The sequence below is a fragment of the Rhodopirellula baltica SH 1 genome (genome assembly GCF_000196115.1).
Taxonomy (GTDB): domain Bacteria; phylum Planctomycetota; class Planctomycetia; order Pirellulales; family Pirellulaceae; genus Rhodopirellula; species Rhodopirellula baltica.
On sequence record NC_005027.1, the window covers coordinates 2,446,542 to 2,458,939 of the forward strand.

Consider the following 12,398-nt stretch of genomic DNA (forward strand, 5'->3'; position numbering starts at 1 on the left):
GTGAACCGCGGCACAAAGGAAAATCGGACGGTTCTTCTGCAACCGTCCGACGCAAATCGGATCCCCCAATGAAAGAGCGATCAACGCATCGCAACAATATTCCCGATCAAAGCGGGAACGCTGCGTGGTGGTTCACCACGTTTTACAGCGATGAATCCAAGGTCGCCTTCAACATCGCGATGTGTGCCATCACCGTATGATGATGCTTTTTCATGCGTTCGTGAGCGTCCCGCAAGTGTTGATGGCGGGTCGCTTCCTTCACGTGTTCAGACATCGAATGCGACGTTGGATCGGTTTGATGCCGGAAATCAGCTGCGACGCCGTGCTCATGCTGGAGCGTATTGGCTTCGTGGGAATCAAGCTGATCGACGTGAGCTTCGAGCGAAGTCATGTGCTCAGTCAAACGCTCAGCGATTCGGTTCAGTTCCTTCAACGCATTTTGGTGATTTTGTTGCCAAATCTCAATGTCGTCGCGCCACATCGAGACATCGCTTTCCCACTGACGATGGTCGTGGTGCATGGTTTCGTCATTGATCATTACATCTTGTTTGGACATCTGAGTGCTCCTGTGAAGCGGGTAGTGTGTCACCGCACAACAATCGCACGTCGCGTGCCGTTACCACTCGCGGTAAATTTGAACAAGCAAGCGCGCCCATTTGGTCCTAAAATTGTGCCTCAGTCTCTGAAACTTATATCTGCGATCTGTCGAGACCGTGGAATCCTTCCAAAACTCCCATTGGCATGTCCGCCAATCTGCGTGCCCACCACCGAATCGGACGGAAGCGTCCCAATAATTGTTGAAAGTTGAAAGATGGTCTCCCGAGGGGCAGAATCTGCCCTTCGCAACTTTTCAATTTTCGTCGGCTGCAACCGACGGGGAGACCATCATGATTGAAGCTAATCTTTTGGAATCGCTCGGGCAAGTTTCGGCCTCTGAAACCGGTCAAGTCTTCCGCGACTTTCTGCGAGGGCATGTGCGCGAGATGATCTGTGAGGTCATGGCCGCCGAGGTGACGCAGCTTTGCGGGCCCAAGCACGATCCATCACCAAGCGAACACTACCGCGCCGGCTCGAGTTCAGGCCGTGTGCTTTACGAGGGTGAGCGCGAAGACGTCGTCCGGCCTCGAGTGCGTCAGAAGTCGGGTGACGGTTCTAGTCGTGAAGTCGAGCTAGCCACCTACCGTGTCACCAAAGATCCCCAGCAGTTGCAGGAACAGATCGTCCAAGCGATCGTCTCGGGCGTGAGTGCTCGTGGGGTTGAAGAGATCAAACCAAATTCACCCGGCGTTAAAAAGTCCAATGTTTCGCGTCTATGGCAGGAAGCCGGAAGCAAATTCGTGGAGCAGTTGCGAGACAAGAATCTCCGCTCAGTCATGTGGTGCGCGTTGATGCTTGACGGCGTTCGTTTGAGCAAGGATCAGACGGCCGTGGTGGCACTTGGAATCGACAGCGAAGGCCGCAAACATGTCTTGGATTTCGCGTTGGGTAGCAGCGAAAGCCTTGAGGTTTCGCGTGAACTGATGAGCCGAATCGTGCGGCGCGGGTTCACTTGTGAGCATCGATTGTTCGTGGTTCTCGATGGCAGTGATGCGCTTCGCGGTGCGGTGGTTGAGTTTTTTGCTGATGCGGTCATTCAACGTTGCCTGGTCCACAAGGAACGAAACATCAAAGGAAAACTCTCCAAGCGTCATTGGGGTGAAATGTCGCGTCTGTTCACGCGTCTTCGCAGCGTCCAGGGGATCGAAGCTGCCGAGGAAGTCTTCGGCGATTTGAGAGCGTTCCTGGAACCGATCAATGCCGAAGCATATCGGAGTCTGCACGAAGCCGGTGACGACCTGTTGGCGTTGCATCGTTTGAACGTCCCCAGCACGCTTCATCGATCGCTGCTGAGCACCAACGCGATCGAGAACTCGTTCTTGAACACACGTCGCAAGCTTGGCCGCGTGACGCGATTTCGTGCTGAGACCGATCAAGCAACTCGCTGGCTTTCGTATGCGTTGCTGGAGGCCGAGAAAGGCTTCCGCCGGATCTCAGGCCACTCGTTCTTGCCCACACTGATCGCGGCCCTCGCACGACCATCAGCCAATCCCGAATAGACCGTTTTCGCTCCTCCTGACTTCGCCTACGGCGAAGTCAGGAGGAGCGAGCCTGTTGCAAGCTCAAACTCAACCACCTACGTTTTCACTAGAGAGACCATCAAGAGTTTCAACAACGAATCGGACATCCCCAATCGGACTCTGGCGAATGTCTCTTCCCTCACCGACTGTCGTTTATCGAACGAGAAACTACCAAGAGGCCGAATCAGCAGCAGCTTGTCTTCAACGAGCGGGGATCAACGCTCGCCTGAACTCACCGAAACCGATCGGCCATATGGTCGAAGGCCCCGTCTTCGACATCTTGCATGAAGTCCTCGCCGCCGACTGCACGGAAGCCGAAGTGGAACAGCTGCTCTCTCAATGGCGATCAACGAACCGATCTACCGACCCGAACAAACCTCCGTTCTGCTATCACTGTGGCGAAACGCTGACATCAATGATTGCCGTCTGCCCCGCATGCGGTAACCCACTCGATTGCGATCCTGAAACGAGCTCTCAATCCGTTACCTAAAAAGGATCGAACGACCCGGTCGTCAATCGCAGATCAATCCCATCGAGACCAATTCCTCTGCTGGAACAATCACGCAATGCGACAAATGCTGTTTCATGTCGGTTCGCTAGTGTCCATTTTCGGTCTCATTGCAATGGTGCTTTGGCATGAGCACTACCCGACTCACCAAATCATTCCGGGAGCCTTCGAAATCACGGCCATATTTTTCACAATGGCGCACGTTGGTCCAAAGATCCAACAAGGGACGGGTCGGTCAGCAGTCTGGAACGCACGAGTGGACATCGCCTACTACATCATCTCACTGCTTGGAATCGTTCCTTTTCTGCTGTACTTCCCCGAGTCGGGGATTGCGATTTCAATGGTTGTCGTGGGATCCGCAATGGCAGTCGGCCGAATCGTTGGTCAACTATTCTTCGGCGATCGACATTCAACAGTCTCTGACATGGATTGAATTTCAGCATTCAATCGAGAAAGTTTTCCACCGCAACATTCACCATAAAAGTCGTTTGCGAATCGATGAGCAGCGACAAACCGTTTCACGCTCACTGCCGAGATTCCAAATGTTCGCCGCCCGTCTATTGCTGATCCTAGTCGCCTTGGCTTGTCTCGCCGGGTGTCCCAGTCAATCGAATGATCCGAAGAGACAGTCTCAAACAATTGTGACAATCACGCCCGCGGCTGAGAGCAAATTTAAAGAGTTCCTTCGCGACTCACCTGGCGACCACATCCGCTTGTCGATCAAAGACCACGGCGAGAATGGATTTGAATATGCGTTGAACCTCGAGTCACCTCCCATTTCGGATGATGACATTGTCCAAGACTGCCAGGGCTTCACACTCGCTGTGTCTCCGCGGGACCTTGTCTACGTGGAAGGTTCTACCATCGATTGGCTGACACGCCTGAACGAACCTGATGGTTTCAAGTTCGACAACCCAAATGCATTCAAATCCACCACCGAACCAGCATCGAAAGACTGACAATGAGCTTTCCTGGCCCCATCGAACTGGCAGTGATCGCGCTCATCATGCTTGTGACTCTCGGCATTCCGGTTGCTTTGCTGGTGGCAATCGTTCTGATTTTCAAACGCGAAGGTTGAATTGATCTTTGGCTGTTTCCGATCAACATCCACGGCCGAAGCATTTTGGCCACTGAACCCATTGATTCTCACGCACCCGCCCGACCGAGGGTTCTCATCCCGCCGGTGTGACCGTCGCCCGTGATTGCAAACCGAATCACGACTATCATCATGCGACACCTGCCACGTGACGTCGCCCAGCGTGACGTTACGGGAAATTTGCAATCCTCGACCACTTATGCCCGCCGTGTCGCAAAGCACAGAACTCAACCACGTTCACGCACCCATTGAATCGCCCCCAACGCGAAACAACGAAATGAAATCAATCGCTCAATTCCTCTTTGTACTTCTCATCACACTCAGTGTTCAAACGAGCTCCTCGGCGGCCGAACGCCCCAACGTCATTCTGATCTTTGCTGATGACCTCGGACCCGGCATGCTCGGGTGCTATGGCCAGGATGTCGTCACGACGCCGAACATCGATCGCTTGGCGCGCGAAGGCATGAAGTTCAACAACTATTACGGTGGCGTCTACTGTGCTCCCGCCCGCTGGACTTTGCTAACCGGAATGCACGACGGACGTAACGGCGGTTGGGCTCAGAACCGAGCTGGATTGCCGATCTGGCGTGATGCGGGTCAGATCACGGAAGAGGAATATCAAAAGCGAATGGAGAAACACAAAGCCAACTCCAATCCGATCGCCGACGGCGAAGTGTTCCTCGCGCAAGTGGCTCAGCAGGCTGGATACAAAACCGCTCAATTCGGGAAACTGGATCGCGGCTTTTTGACTTGGAACGAGCGTGTCCAACGTTTCGGATGGGACTTCCACGAAGGTTACTACGATCATCAACGGTGCCATGGTTTCTACCCGCCTTACCTTTGGCGAAACGGCGAACGATTTGATTTGCCAGGCAACACGATGGCAGATTGTGGCAAGACCAGCGAGAAAGGCGATGAACCGGTCGGTTATGGCGGCGAGACCTACTCGCAGAACGTTTTTATCGCAGGCATTTTGAAATACCTGCGTTCCAACCACGACCAACCCTTCTTTCTCTATCACCCGACTCAACTGCCACATGGCCCGGTCGCGATTCCAGAATTGCACCCGGACTTCGCAGATCATCCGACCATGAGCCTGGCGGAGAAAAAGTACGCTTCGATGGTCAAGATGCTCGACGACCATGTTGGATTGATCATGAAAGAATTGGTCACTCTTGGCATCGACGACAACACCATCGTTCTATTCACATCCGACAATGGGCATGAACTCTATTACGGCCCCAAACCAAGCTATAAAACACAAACGCTACCCAGCGGCGAACCAGCCAACCTCACCGACAAAAAGTGGCGATCGTCCGAGTGTGGGGACATCTTTGACGGTGCGGGCGGACGAGCGGGTTTGAAACGCAGTGGTTACCAAGGCGGCATGCAGTGCCCAATGATCGTGCGTTGGCCAGGCAAGATTGAACCCGGGTCGGAGAACAACTTGCTGACCGCTCACTACGACTTTCTCGCCACGCTGGCGGACCTGGTGGGGGAACAAAAACCCAAAGGCAAAGATGGCATTTCGTATCTACCCACTCTGCTTGGACAACCACAAACCGAACGTCACGATCACGTGGTCATCAACAACAACTTCACCGCAATGGGCAGTCGAGCCTTGATTACCGGCGAAGGACTGAAGTTGGTCGAAGCGAATCGGAAGAAGGGCATTTTCCAGCTCTATGATCTCACCACCGACAACGAAGAACGCACCAATCTGGCATCCGGCTACCCAGAGAAGGTCGCTGAACTGAAGCAGATCTTGATGCTGGAGATCGATTCCCCACGTCCGGACCTGCAATAGAAATCGGACGTCAACATCAAGCGGCAATTGGGAACGACGCCATGAAACGATCGACTAGCTTTTTCATCTTCGCACTGTGTCTCTTGGTGGCGTGCAACACCATCGCATCCGATTCGCCCAACATCATCCTCTGCATGGCGGACGACCAAGGGTGGGGAGACACCGGGTACAACGGGCACCCACATTTGCGAACACCGCACCTGGATCAAATGGCTGCGGAGGGCGTGACGTTCACGCGTTTCTACGCCGCTGCGGCAATGTGCTCCCCGACGCGGGCGAGTTGCTACACCGGCCGAAATCCGTACCGCTTCGGCGTGACGTTCGCAATGAAAGGCATGCTGGAACCAACCGAAATTCCAATCACAACCGTCTTGAAGCAACATGGATACACGACCGGTCATTTCGGTAAGTGGCATTTAGGCACGCTTTCCAAAACGGTTGGCGATCAAAACCGCTGGGGGACATTTGCCAAGCAACCCGAGCGATATTATTGCCCGCCTTGGGAACGTGACGTCGACGTGTGCTTTGTGACCGAATCCAAGGTCCCTACGTGGAACCCGCTGGTCCATCCAGGTCCTATCTCGAAGAAGCAAAACCAACAAGCTCCCAAACAAGGCCAGCCTTATGGCAATGAATACTTCACCGGTCCGGGGCAAAAGGAAACAGACAACATGGACGGCGATGACTCACGAGTCATCATGGATCGAGCCATCCCGTTCATCCGCGATGCGGTGCAAAACGATCGCCCCTTCTTTGCCGCCGTTTGGTTCCACACGCCCCACTCGCCCGTCATCGGCGGCCCAAAGTATCGCGAAATGTATCGCGAGCAACCTGAACCGGCCCAGCATTACTACGCCTGTTTAACGGCCATGGACGAGCAGGTTGGACGATTGCGAGCGGAGCTGAAATCGCTGGGTGTCGCTGACAACACGATGCTTTGTTTTTGCTCTGACAACGGTCCCGCCCGACAGGGCTCGCCGCGACACGTGGGATCAGCCAAGAATCTAAAAGGGTACAAGTTGTCGATCGACGAAGGCGGAATCCGCGTCCCTGGTTTGATGGTGTGGCCAAACAAAGTCGACTCACCACGCACCCTCGATGCACCATGTTTCACCACCGACTACTTCCCGACCATCCTGGATGCGATCGGTGTCGACCTGCCGACCGACCGAACCTACGACGGAACCAGCCTGATCCCACTGGTCACGAGGCAAACAAACGAGCGGCAGAAACCGCTGGGCTTCCTCAATCGCGATGGAAAAGAATCCGTTTGGATGCAGCACCGCTACAAGCTTGTCTCCACCGAGAGTGGCGATCGACTTTATGACATTCCACGTGACCCCGCCGAGGCCACCGACGTCGCTCAGCAATTGCCTGAGGTGACAACGAAGATGAAAAAGGAATTGACTCGTTGGAAAGCGACCGTGATGTCGGATCTTCAACGCGTGCCGTGACCGAATCTGTCTTCCGATCGCATCCATCGTTCTTCCACCAAAATCAAACACTCCACTAGCGACCAAAATGCGATGGGCGTTCAGCGTGACCGAAAAGCCTACGGCTGCGTGATTCGCAACAACCGAAAGCGTCTTCGTCAGCTACTTGGCAAACATCCCGAATTGTTGACGTCCAACGATGCCTGGATTGTCGCTGCCGCGGTGTTGAACAACCCTGGCATCCTCGGCTGGCTCGTCTCTCGCGGTGTGAACCCTGATTCCAGGCTTGGTACCGAATCTGATACACCACTCATGCTAGCGATCTCGCTGCACAAAAACTCGACCGTCAAAACATTGCTAAAACTTGGCGCGGATCCTGACGCACGCGACGATCTCGGCGACACCTGTTTCACCAGAGCAATCGCTGAATGCAACGCTCCCGCGATGCGAATGCTGGCGGACTTCGGTGCCGACCTCTCACTGACAGATCCAGTCACTCTGCGGAACGCGGTGAATGAGAAGCAAACGGACGTGATCGATGGTCTCTTGGATCTTTTCGGTCCAACCTTGTTGACTCGGATAGTATCCATTGAATGACCAATCATTGAACGAACGCACCAATCCAGCTGCTATCATAAGAACGCAGTGTCCAATCAATCGGGCCGTTTGGCACGAGTGTTTCGGCATTCCAGCTGTTTTGGCAAACCCTATCAGTCTCACGCAAAACCGGGGAAACCTCCAAACGGTTCGCATGGTCTTGCCCGAGTGTTTTGCCAACCTGCTTCGCAATGCCGCAGTCGAATGGCATGACGCAGCAGTGCCAACCACACCCCATTCACCCTCTTAGGATTGACAAAATGAAGTTGATCGCCATCGCAACGGTTCTTCTGTTTGCCAGTGTCGCCACGTGCGAGGAAACAAACGTCCAATTGAATGACTTTCAGTCGAAGGCGGCCAAGCTCGCGGTGAAAACGTTCAACGAGCGTTTGTTATTCCTGGAACAAAGCATGCAACAACATGTGGATACCGCGAACACGAAACTGCGGGATGAACTCAAAGTCGCACTCGAACAGGCGGCAAAACAAGAAGACCTCAAAGAGACCGAGAGAATTTCGCGGTTTCTACAGGCTGATGCCCCGCCAAAGGCGGACAACGAATCGGCCGCGGCCCGCGAGACCATTCGGAAACTCCGGGCAGAGGTTGCGGATCTCAAAAAGCGTCTTGATGAGATGACGCAACCTGACCCTTTAGTTGGATCTTGGAAATACCAATCTGGGAACGTCTGTCACTTCACCAACGATGGATGGGTTGTACTCAAAGGAGAGCGAATCGCGGCGTGGAAGCGATCCGGCGAGAACAGCTACGTCACCGCCTTCTTAAAGAACTTCGGTGACGGCAGTTCAGACGAAATGACTTTGGGTCCCGATGGCAAAACCATCATGGCGAAGAGCAAAAGTGGGAAGGGCTTCTCCATGTATCGAATCCCCTCAAAATAGCGATTCCCCAAGAACGTTCGCTCCTCGCGATGGCAGAGGTGAATGCTTTCGAAACACTGAACGCAGGAACTCTTCGACGGTGAATCCAGTCAGCGAAGCCTTCGATCCAACGATGCGTCGACGTTGAGCAATTTGAGACGGCATGTCACGAGAATGCATTCAGAAAACGAACCAATCGTTGCCTTCAGAAATCAAAGCCATTCTTCATTCCGCGTTGCACGGTTGGGTCGCTTAGCGGGACGTTTTCGAGCGGGTTTCGACTCCGGACGCAACAAAAGTTGCTTGACCTTTTCTCGGAGTTCGAACTCAAAACCTGGCAAGATAGAATTCTCTTTTGCGTCTTTGGACCTCATCGGTCTTGGGTTCACCAGATCCAATGAACGCAAAGCGTTCGGGTTTGAGTCTGCCGGCTGCTGAGTGACATAGTTCTTGCTCTCGATTGGCGAATCCAAATCCAGTTTCATCAACCAATCCGATTCCGCAGAACACGGAAGACTCATCAAGCTGACAAAAAACGCTGCGCTGAAATACTTCATGACCTTCGCCTCCCACAATTTTCGCGAACTGACAGCGTCACTCTAGCGTTTCGAAACCACCAACCATAGAGAGATTCGGCCCCCAGCGATCCATCGCAACCAAGTAGGCCGTATCAAGGACCAAAGGGACGCAGCTACGGCAGCACCCTAAACCCCGCAACACTCTCACCATCCTTCCGGAACTCCACTTCGTTCCGGTCCGGCCTACAGAGCTTCCCAACCAAGTAGGCCGTATCAAGGACCAACGCGACGCAGCTACGGCAGCACGCTGGATCCCGCAACACCTCACGATCCTGCCGGAACTCCACTTCGTTCCGGTCCGGCCTACAAAGCTTTCCAACTAAGTAGGCCGTATCAAGGACCAAAGGGACGCAGCTACGGCATCACCCTGAACCCCACATCAATCTCGCCATCCCTCCGGAACTCCACTTCGTTCCGTTCCGGCCTACAAAGCTGTCCAACGAAGTAGGCCGTATCAAGGACCAACGGGACGCAGCTACGGCATCACCCCGTATCCCACAACACTCTCGCCATCCTGCCGGAACTCCACTTCGTTCCGGTCCGGCCTACAAAGATTTCCAACCAAGTAGGCCGTATCAAGGACCAACGGGACGCAGCTACGGCAGCTCGCTTGCCGGCCCATCCAGCTGGCAAACCGGCCATTACAAAATCGCCTATCTCGTTATCGAAGTGCGTCGAGGTGGCGCGGCAGCGGTGATTGAAACGAAAAGAATTCGAACTGCGCGTCCAATTCAGCCGCGACGCTGCTGCCCCCATTTTTCGCGATCAGTCCAATTTTTGCCGGAGCACCGCTGGACCACTTTCGTTCGCAGAGCACGTCAAAATACTTCCCATCGATGCTGTACGAACACTCGTACACGTCCCCTCGCTTGATGACACGAAGCCAATAGTCATTCAGTCCAGTGGGGGAATTCAGATACTCGAAACGAGAGACAGCATCATTTTCCGTAAGCACACAGAACTTTTGCCCACCGTTTGATTTCCAATCAAACTCGTAACCCCATTTGAAATAGTTGTCATCGTCGTTGTAGAAAATCAACCCAGCCTGCTGGAACCTCTCCTTGGGTGTGAATCCGCTCACGCGAGTTGCAACCACAAAACCAGCCTCTTTCGCGGCGGGGTTGTCAATGAGATAAATATTCTTCGCCTGAATCCCATCCCCGTAGGTGCTGGTCTTTTCCTTACGGTGAATACTGCCACGCTGAGTCTTTATGGTCAGCTTTCCCGGATTATCAACCAACGATGCGTGGGTCGCATCCGGACGCACGACATCCCATTTCACGACGGCCTTGCCGTCAAACGAATCGAAGACCGAAATTCTGGATTCGCCACCAGCGTCGGCTTCGAACTTGCTTAATGATTGGGCTTTCACATCTGCAATGCAGATGGTGGTGATCGACAGCACGAATGCGATGCACATCCCTGAATACGATGACGAACGATAACGATTACTTTGAATCAACATTAGTTTCCCTCCAGGAAGATTGAAACACCCATTCACGGCGTAGGGTAGCGGATCGAGTTGACCGGATCAAATTTTGCACTCATTCCTTGGACCACTCGCCTATTCATTACTTCTTTGAAACGAAGCAATCACTACGATGGTCCTATCGCATGACCGTTTACATCTTTGCCGGAGTCAATGAGTGATTCATCGCGTCGCTATCAAGGTCCGATCGTTGTCGCGGTCATACTTGGACTCGTTTTCGTTTACCGGTTTGGTTTTTGCGACCCTGTTTTTTTGTGGGTCGATCACGCCGTCCCTGTTACCTCGCCCCTACATTGTCCAAGGGATCTTGTCAGGGTTTTCACTCGCCATCGGTTACGTGGTTGGTGTGCTCGCGACGTGGGGCTGGTCGTTCCTAGAATTGCCGAACCCCGGACCTGTGCTCGCACGTCGTTCGAGACAGATCTGCGTGACGCTTGTGGCGATCGTCGTCGCAATCTCGATTTGGTACGCCACGGAATGGCAAAACTCCATTCGCATGTTGATGGAAATGCCGCCACTGGAATCAACCGCTCCCTTTCGTTTCCTTGCGATTGCCCTCCTCGTTGCATTCATACTGGTTTCGATTGCTCGTTGGATGATTCGCCTCGGCGCCTACCTTTCCAATCTGCTGCAACGGTATTTGCCACGTCGAATCGCCATCTCATTCAGCACTCTGTGCGTGTTGGTACTGGGCTTGATGATCGGCAATGGCGTGATCGCGCGAGGGTTACTTCAGGCTGCGGATCGATTATTTTTGCAGGCCGATTTGTTAATTGACGACGGCATCGAGCAACCGACATTGGACCTCGCCTGCGGTAGCGAGCAGTCGCTGGTCGATTGGGAAGCAATTGGCCGTCGAGGAAAAGACTTCATCGGAGGCGGCCCGAAGCCGGAAGAGATCGAACGACTGACTGGCAAACCTTCCAAGCGTCCCATCCGTGTTTATGTCGGAATGCGAACCGACGGAGATGACCACGCCAGAGCAACGCTCGCTTTGGATGAACTGAAACGCGAAGGCGCCTTTGATCGCAAGATACTGATCATCGCGACTCCCACTGGTACCGGCTGGCTTGATGAGAGCGCGGTGGACACGATCGAGTATCTGCATCATGGCGACACCGCCATTGTCAGCATGCAGTACTCCTACTTGCCCAGTTGGATCACCATTTTGGTCGACCCATCTCGGTCCAAACGATCCGCCACCGCGCTGTTCGATCAGGTCTACGCGTACTGGACCACGCTGCCAAAAGAAGAACGGCCTCAGCTGTATTTGTTTGGTCTGAGCTTGGGCGCTTTTGGCTGCGAAGATGCAGCGGACTTGATGGAGACCTTTCAAGATCCCATCCAGGGTGCCGTTTGGAGTGGGCCACCCTTTCCCAGTCGGCAATGGGCATCCATCGTGAGCTCGCGCAATGCCGGAACACCCGTCTGGATGCCTACCTTTCGAGATCAGTCAATGGTTCGGTTCACGTCGCAACAAAACATGCTGAAACCGGGCAAACCTTGGGGGCCGATCCGAAACGTGTACATCCAACATGCAAGCGATCCCATGGTTTGGTTTTCACCCTCGCTGGCCTGGCACCAACCTGAATGGCTATCCGAGCCCCGAGGACCAGATGTTTCGCCTGGGTTGCGCTGGTACCCCATCGTGACTTTCTTGCAAATCGCTTTTGATTTGCCGATGGCGACCAGCGTTCCGCTTGGATACGGGCACAACTATTCACCATCGAGCTACATCGACGCTTGGGTCGCGGTGACTCAACCGGAAGGCTGGTCGCAGACCGATTTGGACAGGCTCTGCGATCACTTCGCCACACCGACTGAAAGCCCACAAGCCAGCTCACCCATTCCAGACTTTGACCCGAGTTGATTCCGTCGCAGTTTGATTCGGAGCC

General features: G+C 53.9%; 12 protein-coding genes. 9 read left to right on the forward strand and 3 right to left on the reverse strand.

What is annotated here, in order from left to right:
- Positions 1-142 precede the first annotated feature (142 nt).
- Positions 143-556, reverse strand: coding sequence for a hypothetical protein (locus RB_RS09535; RefSeq protein ID WP_007330374.1), 414 nt, complete (start codon positions 554-556; stop codon positions 143-145).
- A gap of 238 nt (positions 557-794) precedes the next feature.
- On the opposite strand from RB_RS09535, the gene RB_RS09540 reads away from it, so the two are divergent.
- The 8 genes from RB_RS09540 (at position 795) to RB_RS09575 (ending at position 8,457) form a co-directional block, all read left to right on the forward strand.
- Positions 795-2,096, forward strand: a complete 1,302-nt coding sequence (locus RB_RS09540; RefSeq protein ID WP_011120088.1) for an IS256-like element ISRba9 family transposase — start codon at positions 795-797, stop codon at positions 2,094-2,096.
- 148 nt (positions 2,097-2,244) lie between these two features.
- The gene (locus RB_RS09545; protein WP_164921787.1) at positions 2,245-2,607 is read left to right on the forward strand and encodes a hypothetical protein; all 363 of its coding nucleotides are present in this window, start codon (positions 2,245-2,247) and stop codon (positions 2,605-2,607) included.
- A 274-nt stretch (positions 2,608-2,881) separates the two neighbouring features.
- The gene (locus RB_RS28055; protein WP_231846358.1) at positions 2,882-3,058 is read left to right on the forward strand and encodes a hypothetical protein; all 177 of its coding nucleotides are present in this window, start codon (positions 2,882-2,884) and stop codon (positions 3,056-3,058) included.
- Positions 3,059-3,167: 109 nt separating this feature from the next.
- Positions 3,168-3,584 (forward strand): HesB/IscA family protein, encoded by a 417-nt coding sequence (locus RB_RS09555; protein WP_231846359.1) that lies wholly within the window; start codon positions 3,168-3,170, stop codon positions 3,582-3,584.
- Between the two features lie 414 nt (positions 3,585-3,998).
- Complete coding sequence (locus RB_RS09560; protein WP_193427770.1) at positions 3,999-5,528, forward strand: arylsulfatase; 1,530 nt, start codon at positions 3,999-4,001, stop codon at positions 5,526-5,528.
- Between the two features lie 41 nt (positions 5,529-5,569).
- Positions 5,570-6,982, forward strand: coding sequence for a sulfatase family protein (locus RB_RS09565; protein ID WP_011120094.1), 1,413 nt, complete (start codon positions 5,570-5,572; stop codon positions 6,980-6,982).
- Between the two features lie 72 nt (positions 6,983-7,054).
- Positions 7,055-7,558: an ankyrin repeat domain-containing protein gene (locus RB_RS09570; protein WP_011120095.1), complete on the forward strand. Its 504-nt coding sequence runs from the start codon at positions 7,055-7,057 to the stop codon at positions 7,556-7,558.
- A gap of 260 nt (positions 7,559-7,818) precedes the next feature.
- On the forward strand, positions 7,819-8,457 hold the full coding sequence (locus tag RB_RS09575; protein WP_011120097.1) for a hypothetical protein: 639 nt from the start codon (positions 7,819-7,821) through the stop codon (positions 8,455-8,457).
- Here the strand turns inward: RB_RS09575 and RB_RS27740 are convergent.
- Both RB_RS27740 and RB_RS09580 read right to left on the reverse strand, forming a co-directional pair.
- Positions 8,449-8,601: a hypothetical protein gene (locus tag RB_RS27740; protein ID WP_165447210.1), complete on the reverse strand. Its 153-nt coding sequence runs from the start codon at positions 8,599-8,601 to the stop codon at positions 8,449-8,451. The two genes, RB_RS09575 and RB_RS27740, sit on opposite strands and share 9 nt — an antisense overlap.
- Before the next feature lie 1,074 nt (positions 8,602-9,675).
- Positions 9,676-10,479 (reverse strand): DUF1349 domain-containing protein, encoded by an 804-nt coding sequence (locus RB_RS09580; protein WP_164921790.1) that lies wholly within the window; start codon positions 10,477-10,479, stop codon positions 9,676-9,678.
- A 331-nt stretch (positions 10,480-10,810) separates the two neighbouring features.
- Between RB_RS09580 and RB_RS09585 the strand changes: the two genes are divergently transcribed.
- Positions 10,811-12,373 carry an alpha/beta hydrolase gene (locus RB_RS09585; protein WP_231846360.1) on the forward strand — a complete coding sequence of 521 codons (1,563 nt, stop codon included), beginning with the start codon at positions 10,811-10,813 and terminating at the stop codon, positions 12,371-12,373.
- Positions 12,374-12,398 lie beyond the last annotated feature (25 nt).